Here is a 22,625-nt window from a genome sequence, read left to right on the forward strand (position 1 = left end):
CCGAATATGAAGTTAAATAAATATATTGATCATACGCTTTTAAAGCAAGATGCAAGCCAAGAACAAATTGATTGTTTGCTATCTGAAGCGCGTGAGTATGACTTTGCCAGTGTTTGTGTCAATCCCACATGGGTTAAACATGCGAAAACAGGGCTTGAAGGCTCAGATGTAAAGGTTTGTACAGTAGTAGGTTTTCCTTTGGGAGCAACAACTTCAGCTGTGAAAGCTTTTGAAACAAAAGAAGCTGTTCAAAACGGTGCGGATGAGATTGATATGGTTATCAATGTTGGTGCCCTCAAATCAGGCAATCTGGATTTGGTTGAATCGGACATCCGTGCTGTCGTAGAAGCAAGTGGTGACAAGTTGGTTAAGGTCATTATTGAAGCTTGCTTGTTGACAGACGATGAAAAGGTTGTGGCTTGCCAATTATCCCAGAAAGCAGGCGCTGACTTTGTCAAAACATCAACTGGATTTTCAACTGGTGGTGCCACTATTGAGGATGTTCAGTTGATGCGTGAAACAGTCGGGCCAGATATGGGAGTTAAGGCAGCTGGTGGAGCGCGTTCATATGCAGATGCTGTCGCTTTTGTGGAAGCAGGCGCTACCCGTATCGGAACATCTGCTGGCGTTGCGATTTTAAAAGGAGAATTGGCAGATGGCAACTACTGAGTTGATTGAACTAGCAATTGAAACTAGCAAGAAAGCTTATGTGCCTTATTCTCACTTTCCTATCGGAGCTGTTTTAGTTGCCAAGGATGGTAGCATTTATACGGGTGTCAATATCGAGAATGCTAGTTATCCCTTGACTAATTGTGGAGAACGTACTGCTATTTTTAAAGCAGTTTCGGAGGGGCAACGGGAGTTTTCAGAGTTGATTGTCTACGGACAAACTGAAAAACCCATCTCGCCATGTGGTGCTTGTCGCCAGGTCATGATTGAATTTTTTGAACAAGATCTAAAAGTGACCTTAGTCGCTAAAGATAAATCGACGGTCGAGATGACGGTCGGGGAGTTACTTCCATACTCATTTACAGACTTAAACTAGTCTGAGTCACTCTCTGAGTGACGCGGTCCTTGTGGCCAACCAATCCATACTTGCAACATCGTTGCACATCTTATTTAGGAGGTTCAGTAATGAACAAGAAACAATGGCTAGGCCTTGGTCTAGTTGCAGTAGCAGCAGTTGGACTTGCTGCATGTGGTAACCGCTCTTCTCGTAATGCAGCTTCATCTTCATCAGAAATGAAGACCAAAGCAGCAATCGTAACAGATACTGGTGGTGTTGATGATAAATCATTTAACCAATCAGCTTGGGAAGGTTTGCAAGACTGGGGTAAAGAACACAATCTTTCTAAAGATAAAGGTTACACTTACTTCCAATCAACAAGCGAAGCAGACTATGCTAACAACTTGCAACAAGCGGCTGGAAGTTACAACCTGATCTTCGGTGTTGGTTTTGCACTTCACAATGCAGTTGAGGAAGCAGCAAAAGACCACTCTGACCTAAACTATGTCTTGATTGATGATGTGATTGAAGGTCAAAAGAATGTTGCGAGCGTAAGATTTGCGGATAATGAAGCAGCTTACCTTGCTGGTGTTGCAGCAGCGAAAACTACGAAAACAAAACAAGTTGGTTTTGTAGGTGGTATCGAATCTGAAGTTATTTCACGTTTTGCAGCTGGATTCAAAGCTGGTGTTGAGTCAGTAGACCCATCTATCAAAGTCCAAGTTGACTACGCTGGTTCATTTGGTGATGCTGCCAAAGGTAAAACAATTGCAGCAGCTCAATATGCTGCCGGTGCAGACGTTGTCTACCAAGCAGCTGGTGGTACAGGTGCTGGTGTCTTTGCTGAAGCAAAATCATTGAACGAAAACAAAAATGAAGACGAAAAAGTTTGGGTTATCGGTGTAGACCGTGACCAAGCAGCAGAAGGTAAATACACTTCTAAAGATGGTAAAGAATCTAACTTCGTTCTTGTATCTACATTGAAACAAGTTGGTACAACTGTAAAAGATATTGCCAACAAAACAGAAAAGGGTGAATTCCCTGGTGGACAAGTGATTGTTTACTCATTGAAAGATAAAGGGGTTGAGCTAGCAGTAACAAACCTTTCAGAAGAAGGTAAAAAAGCTGTTGAAGATGCAAAAGCTAAAATCCTTGACGGAAGCGTAAAAGTTCCTGAAAAATAATGGATAAAAGTCATTTCTTAGGAAGCGGCCATTGGTCGCTTCTTTAAGAATTGAGGCAACTTTTGTCTCAATAGAGCTTGTTAATGTGATTAGCAGGTTTTATTGAAATAAAATAAACCTCTGAAAGGAAGAGCATATGGCACACGAAAATGTCATTGAGATGCGGGATATTACCAAGGTGTTTGGTGAATTTGTAGCAAACGACAAAATCAACTTGCAACTGCGAAAAGGTGAAATCCATGCACTTTTAGGAGAAAATGGAGCGGGTAAATCCACTCTGATGAATATGCTGGCAGGACTTCTTGAGCCAACGAGTGGTGAAATTGTGGTGAATGGTCAGGTTGTAAAACTAGACTCACCATCTAAAGCCGCTGGTCTTGGAATTGGGATGGTTCACCAACATTTCATGTTGGTTGAAGCTTTTACAGTAGCTGAGAATATCATTTTAGGGAGTGAAATCACTAAAAATGGCGTTCTAGATATAGCTGGAGCTACTAAAGAAATCAAGGCTCTTTCTGAACGTTATGGTTTGGCAGTGAATCCTGCTGCTAAGGTGGCGGATATTTCCGTTGGTGCCCAACAACGTGTAGAAATCTTGAAAACACTCTATCGTGGTGCTGACATCCTTATCTTTGATGAACCTACAGCTGTATTGACTCCTTCAGAGATTGATGAGTTGATGGCAATCATGAAAAACCTTGTCAAAGAAGGGAAGTCTATCATTTTGATTACCCATAAACTGGATGAGATTCGTGCGGTATCCAATCGAGTGACGGTTATTCGTCGCGGGAAATCAATCCAGACGGTTGAAATTGCAGGGGCAACAAATGCGGACTTGGCAGAAATGATGGTTGGACGCTCAGTCTCCTTTAAAACGGAAAAACAGGCACCACAACCCAAAGAAGTGGTCTTGTCTATCAAAGACTTGGTTGTCAATGAAAACCGCGGTGTACCAGCAGTAAAAAATCTCTCCTTGGATGTTCGTGCTGGTGAAATTGTCGGTATTGCAGGTATTGATGGCAATGGTCAATCTGAACTCATTCAAGCCATTACTGGTCTTCGTAAGGTTGAGTCAGGTAGCGTTGAATTAAAAGGCAAATCAATCGTGGGGATGCATCCTCGACAAATTACAGAACTAAGCGTGGGACACGTTCCTGAGGACCGTCACCGTGATGGTTTGATTTTGGAGATGATGATTTCAGAAAATATCGCTCTTCAAACCTACTACAAAGAACCACTCAGCAAGAATGGTATCTTGAACTACGCCAATATCACTTCACATGCTAAGAAATTGATGGAAGAATTTGACGTCCGTGCGGCAAGCGAATTTGTTCCAGCGGCAGCTCTTTCAGGAGGAAATCAACAAAAAGCGATTATCGCTCGTGAGATTGATCGTGATCCTGATCTCCTTATCGTCAGCCAGCCAACTCGTGGTTTGGATGTCGGTGCCATTGAATATATCCACAAACGTTTGATTGAAGCCCGTGATAATGGCAAGGCTGTCCTTGTTGTCAGCTTTGAATTGGATGAGATTTTAAATGTCTCAGACCGAATTGCTGTTATTCACGATGGTAAGATTCAAGGTATTGTATCGCCAGAAACAACTAACAAACAAGAACTTGGTGTCTTGATGGCAGGTGGAAACTTGGGAAAGGAGAAGAGTGATGTCTAAAAAGTTACAACAAATTTCGGTTCCCTTGATTTCCGTATTCTTAGGAATCTTGCTCGGAGCCATTGTCATGTGGATATTCGGATATGATGCTATCTGGGGCTATGAGGAGTTGTTCTATACAGCTTTTGGTAGCCTCCGTGGGATTGGAGAAATTTTCCGTGCCATGGGTCCTCTTGTCTTGATAGGTCTTGGTTTTGCAGTTGCCAGTCGTGCAGGTTTCTTTAACGTCGGGCTTCCTGGTCAGGCTCTTGCGGGTTGGATCCTAAGTGGTTGGTTTGCCTTGTCAAATCCAGATATGCCGCGTCTCGTGTTGATTCCATTGACAGTAATCATTGCTTTGATCGCAGGTGGAATTGTTGGTGCGATTCCAGGTATCCTCAGAGCCTATCTCGGTACGTCAGAGGTTATTGTGACCATCATGATGAACTACATTGTATTGTATGTGGGAAATGCCTTTATTCATGCCTTTCCTAAAGATATTATGCAAAGTACAGACTCAACGATTCGTGTTAGTGCCAATGCTACATACCAGACACCATGGTTATCAGAGTTGACTGGAAATTCTCGTATGAATATCGGAATTTTCTTTGCAATCATTGCTGTAGCTGTGATTTGGTTCTTGCTTAAGAAAACGACTCTCGGTTTTGAAATTCGCGCAGTTGGTCTCAATCCCCATGCTTCAGAGTACGCTGGTATTTCAGCAAAACGTACAATCATTCTATCAATGATTATCTCTGGTGCTCTGGCTGGTCTTGGTGGAGCGGTCGAAGGTCTTGGAACTTTCCAAAACGTTTACGTTCAGGGATCATCATTAGCTATCGGATTTAACGGGATGGCAGTTAGTTTGCTTGCTGGAAATTCACCAATTGGAATTCTCTTTGCAGCCTTCTTATTTGGAGTTTTGCAAGTAGGGGCACCGGGTATGAACGCTGCGCAAGTTCCGTCTGAGCTTGTCAGCATTGTAACAGCGTCTATTATCTTCTTTGTCAGCGTTCACTATATTATCGAACGCTTTGTCAAACCTAAAAAACAAGTTAAAGGAGGTAAGTAAGGATGTCTATTACAACATTACTCACCCTCTTGGTCTCTTCTATGCTGATTTACTCAGCACCACTTATTTTTACGAGTATCGGAGGAGTTTTCTCTGAACGTGGTGGTGTCGTTAACGTCGGTCTTGAAGGAATTATGGTTATGGGAGCCTTTTCTGGGGTTGTCTTTAACCTTGAATTTGCAGAACAACTTGGAGCAGCTACTCCTTGGATTTCCTTGTTAGTTGCTGGTATCGTGGGAGCTATTTTCTCCCTCATCCATGCAGTAGCTACAGTTCATTTCCGTGCGGACCATGTTGTCAGTGGTACAGTATTGAACTTGATGGCTCCTGCCCTAGCAGTTTTCTTGGTTAAAGTTCTTTATAACAAAGGACAAACGGATAACTTAAGCCAGACTTTTGGACGTTTTGATTTCCCAGTTTTAGCAAATATCCCAGTGATTGGTGATATCTTCTTCAAATCAACCAGTTTGCTAGGTTATATCGCGATTGCCTTCTCTTTCCTTGCATGGTTTATTCTCTTTAAGACACGTTTTGGTCTTCGTCTTCGCTCTGTTGGTGAACACCCTCAGGCAGCGGATACCTTGGGGATCAATGTCTACAAGATGCGATATCTTGGGGTTGTTATTTCAGGTTTCCTTGGTGGAATTGGGGGAGCGATTTATGCTCAATCAATCTCAGTTAACTTCTCAGTGACAACTATTGTCGGTCCTGGATTTATCGCTCTTGCGGCAATGATCTTTGGTAAATGGAATCCAATTGGTGCTATGCTTTCTAGTCTTTTCTTTGGACTTTCACAAAGTTTGGCAGTTATTGGTTCTCAATTACCTTTCCTACAAGGAGTGCCAGCGGTTTACCTTCAAATCGCGCCTTATGTCTTGACCATTCTTGTCTTAGCAGCCTTCTTTGGAAAAGCAGTTGCACCTAAGGCAGACGGTATCAACTACATCAAGTCAAAATAAGCATACAAAAAAACGTCAGTTTCAAACTGGCGTTTTATTTTTTTGGATTTTGATGGGTTAGGTTCAATCCCCAAGGAACGAGATTTTCAGATTTATTTTTGATACGTGTGATATTATCCTTGTGACGAATGATAATCAAGCTAGCAAGTGCTAGGATAATCAAAATGAAGAGAGGGTCATAGCTGTTTAGGATAAAACCAAATAGTGGAAATAGGAGAACTCCGATAACGGCTGCGATAGAAGCGGTAACGCTAGACAGTGAAATCATACTACCTAGATAGAGGCTTCCAAAGAATACGATTGCTAGATAGAGACAGAAAACAGGCGCAAATCCGAAAATCACTCCAGCACTGGTTGCGACAGCTTTGCCCCCTTTAAATCCTGCAAAGATAGGGAAAGTATGTCCAATGACAGCCAAAAGACCAAATACAAGAGGTGATACACCTTGAAGGTGGAAAAGGATTGGAAGGAGAGTGGCCAAGGTTCCTTTAAAGAAGTCAATCACAAAGGTTGCCATACCCGCTTTCTTACCTAAAATTCGGAAAGTATTGGTTGTTCCGGTGTTTCCAGAACCATGTTCACGCAGATTTGTTTGAAAGAAGATTTGTCCAATCCAAAGACCAGACGGAATCGAACCTAGCAGATAAGCTAAAATTAATAATACAAATGTCATCATAGTACTATTATACCATGAAATGATATAGAAAGTCAGAGAATATCCTGTGAAATTGTGACAGCTGAAAGGGAAAAGCTTTGCAAAATCGCTAGAAAACCTGTAAAATAGAAAAGATGAACAAATAGGAGGTTCCTTGTGTCAAAAAAGGAAATCAATATTAATAACTACAATGATGACGCCATTCAGGTGCTAGAAGGGTTGGATGCGGTCCGTAAACGTCCAGGGATGTATATTGGATCGACTGACGGTGCTGGTCTCCATCACCTAGTCTGGGAAATTGTGGACAATGCAGTCGATGAGGCTTTGTCTGGATTTGGTGACCGCATTGATGTGACCATCAATAAGGACGGCAGTCTAACTGTTCAAGACCATGGTCGTGGGATGCCAACCGGGATGCACGCCATGGGAATTCCAACTGTTGAAGTTATCTTTACCATTCTCCACGCTGGAGGAAAATTCGGTCAAGGTGGTTATAAGACATCAGGTGGTCTCCACGGAGTGGGATCTTCAGTCGTTAATGCCCTTTCTAGTTGGCTAGAAGTTGAAATTACTCGTGACGGTACAGTCTACAAGCAACGTTTTGAAAATGGTGGAAAACCTGTTACAACCTTGAAAAAAATTGGTACAGCACCCAAGTCTAAGACAGGTACCAAAGTCACTTTCATGCCTGACGCGACGATTTTTTCTACGACTGACTTCAAGTACAATACCATTTCAGAACGACTCAATGAGTCAGCCTTTCTTTTAAAAAATGTTACCTTGTCTTTGACAGATAAGCGAACAGATGAAGCAATCGAATTCCATTATGAGAACGGGGTACAGGACTTTGTTTCTTACCTCAATGAAGACAAGGAAATCTTGACGCCAGTCCTATACTTTGAAGGCGAAGACAATGGTTTCCAAGTGGAAGTTGCCCTCCAGTACAATGATGGATTTTCAGATAACATTCTATCCTTTGTCAATAACGTTCGTACGAAAGATGGTGGAACGCACGAGACAGGACTCAAGTCAGCCATTACCAAGGTTATGAATGACTACGCGCGTAAGACTGGGCTCCTCAAGGAAAAAGATAAAAACCTAGAAGGTTCAGATTATCGTGAGGGACTAGCTGCCGTTCTTTCTATTCTGGTTCCTGAAGAGCACCTTCAGTTTGAAGGACAGACCAAGGACAAACTTGGAAGTCCACTAGCTCGTCCAGTTGTAGACGGGATTGTGGCTGATAAGTTAACCTTCTTCCTCATGGAAAATGGAGAACTTGCTTCCAATCTTATTCGCAAGGCTATCAAGGCTCGTGACGCTCGTGAAGCAGCACGAAAGGCTCGTGATGAGAGCCGAAATGGCAAGAAAAACAAGAAAGACAAGGGCTTACTTTCTGGGAAATTAACCCCAGCCCAGTCTAAAAATCCTGCTAAGAATGAACTCTATCTGGTCGAGGGAGACTCTGCCGGTGGTTCTGCCAAACAAGGCCGTGACCGTAAGTTCCAGGCTATCCTACCTCTTCGTGGTAAGGTCATCAATACAGCCAAGGCCAAGATGGCGGATATCCTCAAAAATGAAGAAATCAATACCATGATTTATACCATTGGTGCGGGTGTGGGAGCAGACTTCTCCCTTGAAGATGCCAACTATGACAAGATCATTATCATGACCGATGCGGATACTGACGGTGCTCATATCCAAACCTTGCTCTTAACCTTTTTCTACCGCTACATGCGTCCGCTAGTCGAGGCAGGACATGTCTATATCGCCCTTCCGCCTCTTTACAAGATGTCCAAAGGAAAAGGCAAGAAGGAAGAAGTGGCCTATGCTTGGACGGACGGAGAGCTAGAAGAACTCCGCAAGCAATTCGGCAAAGGAGCTACCCTTCAACGCTACAAGGGACTTGGTGAAATGAATGCGGACCAACTCTGGGAAACAACCATGAATCCAGAAACTCGAACTCTCATTCGTGTCACAATCGAAGATTTAGCACGCGCCGAACGTCGCGTCAATGTCCTCATGGGAGATAAGGTCGAACCACGCCGTAAGTGGATTGAGGATAATGTTAAGTTTACGCTGGAGGAAGCGACAGTGTTTTAAAAGGATTGAGAAAATATGAGTATTGAGTTAGGAATTGCATCATATATTTTTGGAAAAACCTCTGATTTTGCTTTGAGTAGTTTCTTTGAATCTATAGGTTTTAAAGATAGACAAGATATTCGGCGTCTGGAGAAATTTGTAAAAGAGTTTAAAGAATATATTGTTGCTCGTCATAAAGACAATCCAGACTTTGAAAGAATAATGAATTTCTGGAGTCAAAATCATATATTTGAAAAGATTTTTTTGTCAACATTTAATCCGGAGATGAGTTATATGGATTTTAAAGATTCTATAGAATATGTTGATTATCTGAATAAATCTGAAATAGAGTTTTCAGATTTATTGATGGAAGAACTCTATGATGAATTATTTCAATTAATTACGGCATTATCTGAAGATAGTAAAGTTACTATTTTAGCTATCCAGAAGCCAATACTTGATATGCAAAATAAAAATCAAAAAATTATTAAAGATAAACTTGATGAAATTTTAAAAAAAATCGATGAAAAGATTTCAAAAGGTAGAGAAGAAGATGAAAAAAACTTTTTTAATGAAATTTTGCAACAAACAAATAGTACTGAGAGTTTATCGCTAAATATTATTGGTGGTTTTAGTGGTGGTTTCTGGAATAAATATGAGGTAGAAAATTTTGATAATTCAAGGGAATGTATAAGAAAGCTAATTATTGATAAAAAGTTTGAAAACATTCAATTAAATAATTGCATGGATTATTTAAAGGATTACAATGCTATATTGGCTATATTAGATACCCTAGACAGCAATGAAGAGGAATTTGATAGGATTGAAGAGATGGCAATTAATGCAAAACGTCATATTAAAAACTTTGATAAAACCTTAGAAAAGATTCACAGATGTTTGCGACTATATTTTGATAGTGATATTCAGAATGCAGGAGTTATTGAAAGTACAACGGATTTTAAAAACTTGCTTGAACGAATGCTAAATAGAGGTTCGTTAAGAACAGTAGGAAAAAAATATCAATTTTTTATAAATCGTAAAGATAATATATACTTTAATGTCTATTTGTCGAATGAGGAGATTGATTATGTTAATAAACAAGATGAAGAATTGTTATTTTTCGCTAAATGCGGTGGAGATTATTTTGATATAGAGTCATTTAATAAACATACTAAAATTAGCATAGTTGCAGAAATGCTATTGGAATTAGTGGATAAAAAAAATTTATCTGCTAAATATTATAAAATTGGTAATTATTTAATAGGTGAAGGCTAAATGGAAAATTCTATATTTAATTTAGTAATTGAATATAGAGTGTTATTCTATTTCTAAAAGATATCCTAAATATATTACTAATTTAATTAATAATTTGTGTTCTATTATTTCATAGTATCTAGTATTTGTAATCTTGGTAATAGACAAACCTCATTCTTAAGTATTTTAATTAAGGTTTTTATCATGAAAACAGAACCCATAATGTTAAATTTACTCTTACAAGTTGCAAAAACTCTAAAAGTCGAAGCCGTGGTGCTATCTGGTTCACGAACGGATACAAAAACTCCAAAAGATGAATTTCAAGACTATGATCTTGTCTATGTCGTAGATGACATAGACACTCTAACGAGTGACCTTTCTTGGCTGGACCAGTTCGGCAAACGCGTCATTGAGCAAGAGGTTACTCTTGGACATCGACGTCTCTACCTCATGCTCTTTGAAGATGGTAATCGCATTGATCTAACCCTCTGCCCAATAGAACACATTAAAGAATGGATAGATAGCGAAGCTAGTTATATAGTTTTAGTAGACGAGAAGGGCTTGTTCGAGTCCTATTCTCCCAGTCCTCAGCGGTTCTGGATAAGCCCAGCTAGTGAGATGGATTTTAAAAAAGCCTGCAATGAATTTTGGTGGGTGTCAGCCTATGTAGTCAAGGGAATCTGTCGTAAGCAAGTCAGTTATGTAACGGACCATCTCTACGGTATTTGTCAGCAAGAACTCTTGAAAATCTTAGCTTGGCAGGTAGCAAGTGATAGAGGTGCTGTCGACATTGGTAAAAATTACAAGTATCTCTTCAACTTCTTGCCAATTGAGAAGGAGAAGGAATTCTCAAATCTGCTTGATTTCTCAAGTTTAGACAAAATCACTCAGTCTTTATTTGCTACCATGCAACTTTTCCATCAAGAAGCTCAAAGACTTGCCCACAAGATGGGCTTTGACTACGATAGGGAAGTAGCTGAGAAGATGATTGAGTATGCTGAGGAAAGAAGATGCTTAAAGTAGTAGATTAGAATTCCATTGATAAGGATGAAGCCTTTTAGTAACATTTCGGAGGATTATAATGTTTTTAGATTTAGGAATTACTTCATATTTGTTTGGTAAAATAGCGGATTTTTCTTGGAATCAATTTTATGATTCACTAGGTTTGCAAGAGAAGGCTGATAAAAAGAGTTTAAAAAAAATTATCGAAGATTATCGAGATTATATGATAGACCGTCATAAAGATAATCCGTATTTTGAAGAGGTTTTAAGATTTTGGGAGACAAATCATATTGTTGAAGAAATTTTGATGATTGAATATCACTTGGAAAGCAAGTTTGCGACTTATGATGATTTTAAAAACGCTTTGGAGGATCAGTATCCTCAAACTTTCAATAAAAGTTTTTCAATTAGTTTGATGGATGAGCTAGATAAAAAATTGATTGACTTAGTTAGAAAAATGTCTCAGTTTTCTCAGTCAGATACCGCTGTTTATGCAAATATTGTTAACACATCAAATAAAGTGTCGAATTCTGAAATATTATCCTCAATATCTGAAATATTATCCTCAATAGAGGAACTCTCAAAACAATTTCAAGAGTTTGTTTTTAAAAATAATATTAAACACGATACTCAGCTAGCATATATTCGAAAATCGAAAATAGAAAATTTTGTGTTTATTCCCTCTGATATTTCTAAAATGTCTCTTACTTCAAGATATGACTATAAATATAATTATTATTTGTTTCAGTCTTTTGAATTTGAAGGTGATTTTGGAGATAATCCAACAGTCTTTTTGATTTATTCAGAGGATGATAATAAGATTGAGTTAAATACCTCTAGTCATGGTTTGCAACCTGAAAATTTAAGGGTTCTAAAATTTAAAACAAAAGAAAATGAAGATGATAAGTATAAGTATAATATTTCCAGAGAGTATTGTTATTATTCTAATAAAGAAAGTGAATATGATATTAGGCCATTCATTGTTATTGTGTTAGGTGATGATGTCATGGGGTTTGCTACTTTAACAGTCATTAATAAATCATTTAAAAAAGGCCAGAATTTTATTTTGCCACTCACTGGACATAATCAATTCGTTCCTAAAGGAAGAGTTTTAATTTGGCCAAATAAAAAGGATTTATTAAAAAAATTTCATGAACCACAGACTGGTAAAGTTTTCTTTTTAGACGATTCTGCTGTAGATGAAGTAATTAAAATTAAAAATTATTTTTTAAATTCGTTAAAAGATGAAGTTAAGAATGCATTGAAACAAGTATATGAATAGTCGATTTTTAAACCTATTTTCTATTATACGAACATGTTTATTTACATGAGATTATTCTTCTCCTTGTATGTAAAACCTAAACACGTGACTAATTTCCGTAAAAAAACTTTATTGTATAAAACCTACTCTACATTCTTTGAAAGGAGTTGAACACGCCCTAAATGTTGTGTGAAAAAGATAAATTCTCTTGTGAGAATCGCTCACTGCAATAATTTCCTATTTTCACTTTGCATTTTACGGGCTTAGTATCCTATGTCTAACATTCAAAACATGTCCCTGGAGGACATCATGGGAGAGCGCTTTGGTCGCTACTCCAAGTACATCATTCAAGACCGGGCTTTGCCAGACATTCGGGATGGATTGAAGCCGGTTCAGCGTCGTATTCTTTATTCTATGAATAAGGATGGCAATACCTTTGACAAGAGCTACCGCAAGTCGGCCAAGTCAGTCGGGAATATCATGGGGAATTTCCACCCACACGGGGATTCTTCTATCTATGATGCCATGGTTCGTATGTCTCAGGATTGGAAAAACCGTGAGATTTTGGTCGAAATGCACGGTAACAACGGTTCTATGGACGGAGATCCGCCTGCGGCTATGCGTTATACTGAGGCGCGCTTGTCTGAGATTTCTGGTTATCTTCTTCAAGATATCGAAAAGAAGACAGTTCCCTTTGCTTGGAACTTTGACGATACCGAGAAAGAACCTACTGTCTTGCCAGCAGCCTTTCCAAACCTCTTGGTCAATGGATCTACTGGGATTTCGGCTGGTTATGCCACAGATATTCCACCGCATAATTTGGCTGAGGTCATTGATGCGACGGTTTACATGATTGATCACCCAACAGCCAAGGTGGACAAGCTCATGGAATTCTTACCTGGTCCAGACTTCCCTACAGGGGCTATCATCCAAGGGCGTGACGAAGTCAAGAAGGCTTATGAAACTGGGAAAGGGCGCGTGGTTGTTCGTTCTAAGACGGAGATTGAAAAGCTAAAAGGCGGTAAGGAACAAATCGTTATCACTGAGATTCCTTATGAAATCAATAAGGCTAATCTCGTCAAGAAAATCGATGATGTTCGTGTCAATAACAAGGTGGCAGGTATTGCTGAGGTTCGTGATGAGTCTGACCGTGACGGTCTTCGTATCGCTATTGAACTAAAGAAAGACGCTAATACCGAGCTTGTACTCAACTATCTCTTCAAATATACTGACTTGCAAATCAACTACAACTTTAACATGGTGGCGATTGACAATTTCACCCCTCGTCAGGTTGGGATTGTCCCAATCTTGTCTAGCTATATCGCCCACCGTCGTGAAGTGATTCTGGCCCGTTCCCGCTTTGACAAGGAAAAGGCAGAGAAACGTCTCCACATCGTTGAAGGTTTAATTCGCGTGATTTCGATTTTGGATGAAGTCATTGCCCTTATCCGTGCTTCTGAGAATAAGGCTGACGCCAAGGAAAATCTCAAGGTCAGCTATGAGTTTACTGAGGAGCAGGCTGAAGCCATCGTGACCTTACAACTTTACCGTTTGACCAATACAGACGTGGTTGTCTTGCAGGAAGAAGAAGCAGAATTGCGTGAAAAGATTGCCATGCTTGCGGCTATCATCGGTGATGAACGGACTATGTACAATCTCATGAAGAAAGAGCTTCGTGAGGTCAAGAAGAAATTTGCGACACCACGTTTGAGTACTTTGGAAGATACAGCAAACGTAATTGAGATTGATACAGCTAGTTTGATTGCTGAGGAAGATACCTATGTTAGCGTGACCAAGGCTGGCTACATCAAGCGTACTAGCCCACGTTCCTTTGCAGCATCTACGCTGGAAGAAATTGGCAAGCGTGATGATGATCGTTTGATCTTTGTTCAATCTGCAAAGACAACCCAGCACCTCTTGATGTTTACAACTCTTGGGAATGTCATTTATCGACCAATCCACGAATTGGCAGATATTCGTTGGAAGGATATCGGAGAGCATCTGAGCCAGACCATTACAAACTTTGAAACGAACGAAGAAATACTCTATGCAGAAGTAGTAGATCAGTTTGATGATGCGATAACTTATTTTGCAGCAACTCGCCTTGGTCAAATTAAGCGCGTAGAACGCAAAGAATTCTCTCCATGGCGGACCTACAAGTCGAAGTCTGTTAAGTACGCTAAACTCAAAGACGAGACAGACCAAATTGTAGCAGTGGCTCCAATTAAACTGGATGATGTTCTCTTGATTAGTCAAAATGGTTATGCCCTTCGTTTCAATATCGAAGAGGTTCCAGTTGTTGGTGCCAAGGCGGCAGGTGTCAAGGCTATGAACCTGAAAGCAGATGATGCGCTTCAGTCTGCCTTTATTTGTAACACCTCATCCTTCTACCTCTTGACCCAACGTGGTAGCTTGAAACGCGTTTCCATTGAGGAAATTCCAGCAACCAGCCGTGCCAAACGAGGCCTACAAGTCTTGCGTGAGTTGAAAAACAAACCGCATCGTGTCTTTTTAGCAGGAGCAGTTGCAGAGCAAGGATTCGTTGGTGATCTTTTTAGTACAGAAGTAGAAGAAAACGACCAAACGTTACTTGTCCAATCTAACAAGGGAACAATCTATGAGAGCCGATTGCAAGATTTGAACTTGTCTGAACGCACTAGCAATGGAAGCTTTATTTCAGACACCATTTCAGATGAAGAAGTTTTCGATGCTTACCTCAAAGAAGTCTTTAAAGAGGACAAAACAAATTCGTAAAAAGAATCAGTCCAGAGGGCTGATTTCTTTATGTTGAAAAAATTTTCAGAAAATTACAAATAATACTTGAAATTTTACTAGAAAAGTGTAGAATAGAACACATAGTTTGAATAGTATAAAGGAGAAACACATGACAGTTGCAATTGATTGGGAAAACCTTGGATTTGCTTATATGAAATTACCTTACCGTTATATCGCTCACTACAAAAATGGTCAATGGAATCAAGGAGAATTGACAGAGGATGCAACCTTGCATATTTCAGAGTCTTCTCCAAGTCTCCACTATGGACAGCAAGCATTTGAGGGATTGAAAGCCTATCGTACCAAGGACGGCAGTGTTCAATTGTTCCGTCCTGACGAAAATGCCAAGCGTTTGCAACGTACTTGTGACCGTCTTTTGATGCCACAAGTTCCAACAGAAATGTTTGTAGAAGCTTGTAAAGCAGTTGTGCGTGCAAATGAAGAATACGTCCCACCATATGGAACAGGTGGAACCCTTTATCTTCGTCCACTGTTGATTGGTGTTGGAGATATTATCGGGGTTAAACCAGCAGAAGAGTATATTTTCACCATCTTTGCTATGCCGGTTGGTAACTATTTTAAAGGTGGTTTAGTTCCAACCAACTTCTTGATTCAGGATGAATATGACCGTGCAGCTCCGAATGGTACAGGTGCGGCCAAGGTAGGTGGAAACTATGCTGCTAGTCTCCTTCCAGGTAAAATGGCCAAGTCACGTCAATTTTCAGATGTTATCTACCTAGACCCATCTACACATACAAAAATTGAAGAAGTCGGTTCAGCTAACTTCTTTGGAATCACGGCAGACAATGAATTTGTTACGCCATTGAGTCCATCCATCTTGCCATCCATTACCAAGTACTCTTTGCTTTACTTGGCAGAACACCGCTTGGGCTTGACACCAATCGAAGGTGATGTTCCAATTGACAATTTGGATCGTTTTGTAGAGGCAGGTGCTTGTGGTACAGCAGCGGTCATTTCGCCAATTGGAGGTATCCAACATGGCGATGATTTCCATGTTTTCTATAGTGAAACAGAAGTAGGACCTGTTACACGTAAACTTTATGATGAATTGACCGGTATCCAATTTGGTGATGTAGAAGCGCCTGAAGGATGGATTGTCAAAGTAGACTAAAAGACATGAAGTAAAGAAGAACTCCGTAGCAGTTGTAATGGCTGAAATGGAGTTTTTTCTTGCTAGTTTGAGCATTTTCTTGTACAATAGAAAAAGTGAAAAGAGGTAGAGTATGAGTAAAAAAGATAAGAAAATTGAAATTCAATTAACGGATGCAAAAGTGACTGTTGGAAAAGACAGCTATGAAGGATACGTTTTGACGATCGGGAAAAAGGTCATTGGGGAAATTGCCGAATTAGATAGCCAATTTGCCATCATAAAGAATGGAAATGTCGATAGTTTTTATAAAAAACTTGAAAAAGCTGTGGAAATTTTGATTGAAAACTATAATTTGACAAAATAATACTTGTTTTATTGAAAATTTCATGATATAATAGTTCTCGTTAAACATTGGAGAGATAGCGAAGAGGCTAAACGCGGCGGACTGTAAATCCGCTCCTTCGGGTTCGGGGGTTCGAATCCCTCTCTCTCCATTCATCAATGGGGTATAGCCAAGCGGTAAGGCAAGGGACTTTGACTCCCTCATGCGTTGGTTCGAATCCAGCTACCCCAGTTCTTAGGTAATAAATTCAAGATAAAAAGAAAAATATCTTAGGGTATTTTATTTTTATAATTGAAAGACGTGAACGATATGAACATGTCTTTGCGGGTGCTTAGGAAAAAAATTATAAGTATGTCAAGTTTGGAAAAACTTGATTGTTGGAGGATTTTTTAGATGAACGAATTTGAAGATTTGCTAAATAGCGTTAGCCAAGTTGAGCCTGGTGATGTTGTTAGTGCTGAAGTATTGACAGTTGATGCGACTCAAGCTAACGTTGCAATCTCTGGGACTGGTGTTGAAGGTGTCTTGACTCTTCGCGAATTGACAAACGATCGCGATGCAGATATCAATGACTTTGTTAAAGTAGGAGAAGTATTGGATGTTCTTGTACTTCGTCAAGTAGTTGGTAAAGATACTGATACAGTTACATACCTTGTATCTAAAAAACGCCTTGAAGCTCGCAAAGCATGGGACAAACTTGTAGGACGCGAAGAAGAAGTTGTTACTGTTAAAGGAACTCGTGCCGTTAAAGGTGGACTTTCAGTAGAATTTGATGGTGTTCGTGGATTTATCCCAGCTTCAATGTTGGATACTCGTTTCGTACGTAACACTGAGCGTTTCGTAGGTCAAGAATTTGATGCTAAAATCAAAGAAGTTGATCCTAAAGAAAACCGCTTCATCCTTTCACGTCGTGAAGTTGTTGAAGCAGCTACTGCAGCGGCTCGTGCTGAAGTATTCGGTAAATTGGCTGTTGGTGATGTCGTAACTGGTAAAGTTGCTCGTATCACTAGCTTTGGTGCTTTCATCGACCTTGGTGGTGTTGATGGATTGGTTCACTTGACTGAATTGTCACACGAACGTAACGTATCACCTAAATCAGTTGTAACTGTTGGTGAAGAAATTGAAGTGAAGATCCTTGATCTTAATGAAGAAGAAGGACGCGTATCACTTTCACTTAAAGCAACAACACCTGGACCATGGGATGGCGTTGAGCAAAAATTGGCTAAAGGTGATGTAGTAGAAGGAACAGTTAAACGTTTGACTGACTTCGGTGCATTTGTTGAGGTATTGCCAGGTATCGATGGACTTGTTCACGTATCACAAATTTCACACAAACGTATCGAAAATCCAAAAGAAGCTCTTACTGTTGGTCAAGAAGTTACTGTTAAAGTCCTTGATGTTAACGCTGACGCAGAACGTGTATCACTTTCTATCAAAGCTCTTGAAGAACGTCCAGCTCAAGAAGAAGGACAAAAAGAAGAAAAACGTGCTGCTCGTCCACGTCGTCCAAAACGTCAAGAAAAACGTGATTTCGAACTTCCAGAAACACAAACAGGATTCTCAATGGCTGACTTGTTCGGTGATATCGAACTTTAATCAAATTGATAATCACAAAATCCTTTGTTTAAAACAAGGGATTTTTCTTTTGTCTCTTTCTCATTTTTGATATAATAGTTCTATGTTAGATTCAGAAAAACAATCACAATATCAATTGTTAAATGAGGAACTCTCTTATTTGCTTGACGGTGAGAGCAATGTTCTTGCCAATCTTTCGAATGCTAGTGCCCTCCTAAAATCTCGCTTTCCCAATACTGTATTTGCAGGATTTTATCTGTTTGATGGTAGCGAGTTGGTTTTAGGGCCTTTTCAGGGTGGCGTTTCTTGCATTCGCATCCCGCTTGGAAAAGGCGTGTGTGGAGAAGCTGCTGAGTTTCAAGAGACTGTTTTGGTTGGCGATGTGAGCACCTATCCAAACTACATTTCTTGTGATAGTATGGCCAAGAGTGAACTCGTGGTTCCCATGCTCAAGAATGGTCGATTGCTGGGTGTCTTAGACTTGGATTCTTCACTTATTGATGATTACAATGCCATTGACCGTGATTACTTGGAACAATTTGTCGCTATTTTGCTTGATAAGACAGAATGGGACTTTACGATGTTTGAGGAGAAAGCCTAATGTATCAAGCACTTTATCGAAAATATAGAAGCCAGACTTTTTCACAACTGGTAGGTCAAGAGGTTGTGGCTAAAACCCTAAAACAAGCAGTTGAGCAGGAAAAGATTAGTCACGCTTATCTTTTCTCGGGCCCTCGTGGAACTGGGAAAACCAGTGTAGCCAAGATTTTTGCCAAGGCTATGAACTGTCCAAACCAGGTAGACGGAGAACCATGTAATAACTGTTATATCTGTCAGGCAGTGACAGAAGGTAGCCTAGAAGATGTTATCGAAATGGATGCGGCTTCGAATAACGGAGTCGATGAGATCCGTGAAATTCGTGATAAATCTACTTACGCTCCTAGTTTAGCACGGTATAAGGTCTATATCATAGACGAGGTTCATATGTTGTCTACAGGAGCTTTTAATGCGCTTTTGAAGACCCTTGAAGAACCAACTCAGAATGTTGTCTTTATCTTGGCGACTACCGAATTGCACAAAATTCCAGCAACTATTTTATCGCGTGTCCAACGTTTTGAGTTTAAATCGATTCGAACTCAAGATATCACGGCACATATTCATCATATTTTAGAAAAAGAAAATATTAGTTCTGAACCAGAGGCTGTGGAAATCATTGCTAGACGGGCTGAAGGTGGGATGCGGGATGCCTTGTCTATTCTGGACCAAGCCTTGAGTTTGACGCAAGGGAATGCTTTAACGACAGCTATTTCTGAGGAGATTACAGGCACTATTAGTCTATCAGCTCTAGATGACTATGTGGCCGCCTTGGCCCAACAGGATGTCCCAAAAGCGCTTGATTCTTTGAATCTTTTGTTTGAAAATGGCAAAAGCATGACTCGGTTTGTGACGGATCTCTTACAGTATTTGCGTGATCTACTGGTTGTTCAGACAGGTGGCGAAAATACTCATCATAGTCCAGTTTTTATGGACAATCTAGCTCTTTCTCAGGAAAGTCTCTTTGAAATGATTCGAATAGCGACTGTGAGCTTGGCAGATATGAAAGCAAGCCTACAACCTAAGATTTATGCTGAGATGATGACCATTCGTTTAGCGGAAATCAAGCCTGAATCTGCGGTTTCGGGAGCTGTTGAAAGTGAAATTTCTGCACTAAGACAGGAAGTTGCCCGTCTCAAACAAGAACTTGCCAATGTGGGCACGACTCCTAAACAAGTTGCGCCAGTTCCTAGTCGCCCAGCCACTTCCAAGACAGTCTATCGAGTGGATCGCAACAAAGTTCAGTCTATCCTTCAAGAAGCTGTCGAAAATCCTGATTTGGCACGACAAAACTTGATTCGCCTCCAGAATGCATGGGGAGAAGTGATTGAAAGTTTAGCTGGACCGGATAAGGCCCTTCTCGTAGGTTCTCAACCAGTTGCGGCCAATGAACACCATGCTATTTTAGCCTTTGAGTCTAATTTCAATGCTGGGCAAACCATGAAACGGGATAACCTCAATACCATGTTTGGCAACATCCTCAGTCAGGCGGCTGGATTTTCACCTGAAATCCTGGCAATTTCCCTTGAGGAATGGAAAGAGGTTCGTGCAGCATTTTCAGCTAGAAACAAGTCTTCTCAAGCAGATCAAGAGGTAGAAGAAGAGAGCCTGATTCCAGAGGGCTTTGAATTTCTGGCTGATAAAGTCATGGTCGAAGAAGACTAAAAGTGGATTTCATGGTACAATAATCCTATGACTAGACAACAATTTATCGTGATAGCACTATTTACCGCTGCTGAGACTTATTTTTTTAATGAAGCTTGGATGACTGGTCGCTATTTCATGGCAGCCTTTTGGGCCATTCTACTTTTTCGAAATTTTAGGTTAAGTTATGTAATGGGGAAAATAGTAGATGCCATTGATCAGCACCTAAACCGCAAGGATTAGTCACTAGCTTCTAAACAAAATCAAAGCCTTTTAGGCTTTTTTTTGTTATACTAGTAGAGTATATTTATGGACCTTTTCTTGTATTTTTTAGAGAAATGTAAGTGATTTCTTTAAGGATAAAGGAAGTAGGCCAGAAAAAGAAAGGAACTATCATGTCAGTATTAGAGATCAAAGATCTTCACGTTGAGATTGAAGGAAAAGAAATTTTGAAAGGAGTCAATCTGACTCTGAAAACAGGAGAAATCGCAGCTATCATGGGACCAAATGGTACAGGTAAATCAACTCTTTCTGCAGCTATTATGGGGAACCCTAACTATGAAGTTACCAAAGGGGAGGTCTTGTTTGATGGCGTAAACATCCTTGAATTGGAAGTGGACGAGCGTGCGCGTATGGGACTTTTCCTGGCTATGCAATACCCATCTGAAATTCCTGGAATCACCAATGCTGAATTTCTTCGTGCAGCCATGAATGCTGGTAAAGAAGATGATAAAAAGATTTCAGTTCGTGAGTTTATCACTAAACTAGACGAGAAAATGGAATTGCTCAACATGAAAGAAGAAATGGCAGAGCGTTACCTCAACGAAGGTTTCTCTGGTGGTGAGAAAAAACGTAATGAAATTCTTCAACTCTTGATGTTGGAACCAACATTTGCCCTTTTGGATGAGATTGACTCAGGTCTTGATATTGACGCCCTTAAAGTTGTGTCTAAAGGTGTCAATGCAATGCGTGGTGAAGGCTTTGGTGCTATGATTATCACTCACTACCAACGTCTCTTGAACTACATCACACCAGACGTGGTCCACGTGATGATGGAAGGTCGTGTTGTCCTTTCTGGTGGTCCAGAATTGGCTGCACGCTTGGAACGTGAAGGATACGCGAAACTAGCTGAAGAACTTGGTTATGACTACAAGGAAGAATTGTAATTCCCTCGTATCTTTTAGGAGAAGTAAATGACTAAAGAGAATATTAAACTTTTTTCAGAAATGCACGCTGAACCAAGCTGGTTGGCTGACCTCCGTCAAAAAGCTTTTGATAAGATTGAGAGTTTGGAATTACCAGTTATTGAGCGTGTCAAATTTCACCGTTGGAATCTGGGAGATGGAACCATCACAGAAAGTGAACCTTCAGAAAATGTTCCAGACTTCACAGCTCTAGATAATCACTTGAAGTTGGTTCAAGTAGGAACGCAGACTGTTTTTGAACAAACTCCAGTTGAATTGGCTGAACAAGGAGTAATCTTTACAGACTTCCACTCAGCTTTAGAAGAAATTCCCGAACTTATCGAGAAATTCTTCATGTCATCTGTTAAGTATGACGATGACAAGTTGGCAGCCTACCATACAGCTTACTTTAACAGTGGTGCTGTTCTCTACATTCCTGATAATGTTGAGATTGCAGATCCAATCGAAGGGATTTTCTACCAAGACAGCGATAGCGATGTGCCATTTAACAAGCATATCATGATTATCGCTGGTAAAAATTCTAAGATTAGTTATCTTGAACGTTTAGAGTCTCGTGGCGAAGGTAGTGCCAAGGCAACTGCTAATATCACGGTCGAAGTGATTGCTCGTTCTGGTGCGCAAGTGAAATTTGCGGCCATTGACCGTTTAGGTGAAAATGTTACTGCCTATATTAGTCGTCGTGGTAAACTAGGAAACGATGCCAGCATTGATTGGGCAATCGGTGTCATGAACGAAGGAAACGTCGTTGCGGACTTTGATAGCGACTTGATTGGAAATGGTAGCCATGCTGATCTTAAAGTCGTAGCTCTTTCAAGTGATCGTCAGGTACAAGGGATTGACACTCGTGTAACTAACTACGGTTGCAACTCTATCGGAAATATCCTCCAACATGGGGTTATCCTTGAAAAAGCAACCTTGACCTTCAACGGTATCGGTCACATCATCAAGGGGGCTAAGGGAGCAGATGCGCAACAAGAGAGTCGTGTTCTTATGCTTTCAGATCAGGCTCGTTCAGATGCCAACCCAATTCTTTTGATTGATGAAAATGACGTAACTGCAGGTCACGCGGCTTCTATCGGACAAGTTGATCCAGAAGATATGTACTATCTCATGAGCCGTGGCTTGGATAAGTCAACTGCAGAACGCTTGGTTGTTCGTGGTTTCCTTGGATCTGTTATCGTTGAGATTCCAGTCAAAGAAGTTCGTGATGAAATGATTGCAACGATCGAAGAAAAATTGTCAAAACGCTAAGGGG

At 40.3% G+C, this 22,625-nt stretch carries 20 protein-coding genes and 2 tRNA genes; 21 read left to right on the forward strand and 1 reads right to left on the reverse strand.

Annotation, left to right across the window (positions count from 1 at the left end):
* The first annotated feature begins 6 nt into the window (after positions 1-6).
* The 6 genes from deoC (at position 7) to A6J84_RS02350 (ending at position 5,872) form a co-directional block, all read left to right on the forward strand.
* Positions 7-669 (forward strand): deoxyribose-phosphate aldolase, encoded by a 663-nt coding sequence (gene deoC / locus A6J84_RS02325; RefSeq protein WP_049479694.1) that lies wholly within the window; start codon positions 7-9, stop codon positions 667-669.
* Positions 656-1,045, forward strand: coding sequence for a cytidine deaminase (locus A6J84_RS02330; protein WP_049477646.1), 390 nt, complete (start codon positions 656-658; stop codon positions 1,043-1,045). The genes deoC and A6J84_RS02330 overlap by 14 nt, the downstream gene beginning before the upstream one ends.
* Positions 1,046-1,134: 89 nt before the next feature.
* A complete protein-coding gene (locus A6J84_RS02335; RefSeq protein ID WP_049477645.1) occupies positions 1,135-2,190 on the forward strand; it encodes a BMP family lipoprotein in 1,056 nt (351 codons plus the stop codon).
* Positions 2,191-2,326: 136 nt separating this feature from the next.
* Positions 2,327-3,862, forward strand: a complete 1,536-nt coding sequence (locus tag A6J84_RS02340; RefSeq protein WP_095725956.1) for an ABC transporter ATP-binding protein — start codon at positions 2,327-2,329, stop codon at positions 3,860-3,862.
* Complete coding sequence (locus A6J84_RS02345) at positions 3,855-4,913, forward strand: ABC transporter permease (protein WP_000038681.1); 1,059 nt, start codon at positions 3,855-3,857, stop codon at positions 4,911-4,913. Before A6J84_RS02340 ends, A6J84_RS02345 begins: the two co-directional genes overlap by 8 nt.
* A 2-nt stretch (positions 4,914-4,915) precedes the next feature.
* Complete coding sequence (locus A6J84_RS02350) at positions 4,916-5,872, forward strand: ABC transporter permease (protein WP_061420806.1); 957 nt, start codon at positions 4,916-4,918, stop codon at positions 5,870-5,872.
* 34 nt (positions 5,873-5,906) lie between these two features.
* Here A6J84_RS02350 and plsY read toward each other — a convergent pair whose 3' ends face one another.
* A complete protein-coding gene (gene plsY / locus A6J84_RS02355) occupies positions 5,907-6,548 on the reverse strand; it encodes a glycerol-3-phosphate 1-O-acyltransferase PlsY (protein WP_095725957.1) in 642 nt (213 codons plus the stop codon).
* Between the two features lie 135 nt (positions 6,549-6,683).
* Between plsY and parE the strand changes: the two genes are divergently transcribed.
* The 15 genes from parE to sufD all read left to right on the forward strand — a co-directional run bounded on the left by parE (position 6,684) and on the right by sufD (position 22,621).
* On the forward strand, positions 6,684-8,627 hold the full coding sequence (gene parE / locus A6J84_RS02360; RefSeq protein ID WP_070697295.1) for a DNA topoisomerase IV subunit B: 1,944 nt from the start codon (positions 6,684-6,686) through the stop codon (positions 8,625-8,627).
* A 15-nt stretch (positions 8,628-8,642) separates the two neighbouring features.
* The gene (locus A6J84_RS02365; RefSeq protein ID WP_095725958.1) at positions 8,643-9,881 is read left to right on the forward strand and encodes a hypothetical protein; all 1,239 of its coding nucleotides are present in this window, start codon (positions 8,643-8,645) and stop codon (positions 9,879-9,881) included.
* Between the two features lie 183 nt (positions 9,882-10,064).
* Positions 10,065-10,883, forward strand: coding sequence for an aminoglycoside 6-adenylyltransferase (locus A6J84_RS02370; RefSeq protein ID WP_095725959.1), 819 nt, complete (start codon positions 10,065-10,067; stop codon positions 10,881-10,883).
* Positions 10,884-10,941: 58 nt separating this feature from the next.
* Positions 10,942-12,144 (forward strand): hypothetical protein, encoded by a 1,203-nt coding sequence (locus A6J84_RS02375; protein ID WP_095725960.1) that lies wholly within the window; start codon positions 10,942-10,944, stop codon positions 12,142-12,144.
* Between the two features lie 252 nt (positions 12,145-12,396).
* Entirely contained in the window at positions 12,397-14,877 is a 2,481-nt protein-coding gene (parC, locus tag A6J84_RS02380) for a DNA topoisomerase IV subunit A (RefSeq protein WP_095725961.1), read from the forward strand.
* 115 nt (positions 14,878-14,992) lie between these two features.
* Positions 14,993-16,030 (forward strand): branched-chain amino acid aminotransferase, encoded by a 1,038-nt coding sequence (locus A6J84_RS02385; protein ID WP_308300763.1) that lies wholly within the window; start codon positions 14,993-14,995, stop codon positions 16,028-16,030.
* Between the two features lie 112 nt (positions 16,031-16,142).
* Positions 16,143-16,373: a DUF2969 domain-containing protein gene (locus tag A6J84_RS02390; RefSeq protein ID WP_000037107.1), complete on the forward strand. Its 231-nt coding sequence runs from the start codon at positions 16,143-16,145 to the stop codon at positions 16,371-16,373.
* 49 nt (positions 16,374-16,422) lie between these two features.
* Positions 16,423-16,503: transfer RNA gene (locus tag A6J84_RS02395), tRNA-Tyr, on the forward strand.
* Positions 16,504-16,511: 8 nt separating this feature from the next.
* Positions 16,512-16,583 (forward strand) — tRNA-Gln (locus tag A6J84_RS02400).
* 162 nt (positions 16,584-16,745) lie between these two features.
* Positions 16,746-17,948 (forward strand): 30S ribosomal protein S1, encoded by a 1,203-nt coding sequence (gene rpsA, locus A6J84_RS02405; RefSeq protein ID WP_095725962.1) that lies wholly within the window; start codon positions 16,746-16,748, stop codon positions 17,946-17,948.
* A gap of 82 nt (positions 17,949-18,030) precedes the next feature.
* Positions 18,031-18,528, forward strand: a complete 498-nt coding sequence (locus tag A6J84_RS02410; protein WP_095725963.1) for a GAF domain-containing protein — start codon at positions 18,031-18,033, stop codon at positions 18,526-18,528.
* Positions 18,528-20,186 carry a DNA polymerase III subunit gamma/tau gene (dnaX, locus tag A6J84_RS02415; RefSeq protein WP_095725964.1) on the forward strand — a complete coding sequence of 553 codons (1,659 nt, stop codon included), beginning with the start codon at positions 18,528-18,530 and terminating at the stop codon, positions 20,184-20,186. Before A6J84_RS02410 ends, dnaX begins: the two co-directional genes overlap by 1 nt.
* A 27-nt stretch (positions 20,187-20,213) precedes the next feature.
* The gene (locus tag A6J84_RS02420) at positions 20,214-20,408 is read left to right on the forward strand and encodes a DUF3272 family protein (RefSeq protein WP_000198269.1); all 195 of its coding nucleotides are present in this window, start codon (positions 20,214-20,216) and stop codon (positions 20,406-20,408) included.
* Between the two features lie 152 nt (positions 20,409-20,560).
* Positions 20,561-21,331, forward strand: coding sequence for a Fe-S cluster assembly ATPase SufC (sufC, locus tag A6J84_RS02425; RefSeq protein ID WP_084918264.1), 771 nt, complete (start codon positions 20,561-20,563; stop codon positions 21,329-21,331).
* Between the two features lie 27 nt (positions 21,332-21,358).
* Positions 21,359-22,621 (forward strand): Fe-S cluster assembly protein SufD, encoded by a 1,263-nt coding sequence (gene sufD / locus A6J84_RS02430; protein ID WP_084918266.1) that lies wholly within the window; start codon positions 21,359-21,361, stop codon positions 22,619-22,621.
* Positions 22,622-22,625 lie beyond the last annotated feature (4 nt).

It is taken from the genome of Streptococcus sp. FDAARGOS_256, assembly GCF_002289235.2.
Taxonomy (GTDB): Bacteria; Bacillota; Bacilli; order Lactobacillales; family Streptococcaceae; genus Streptococcus.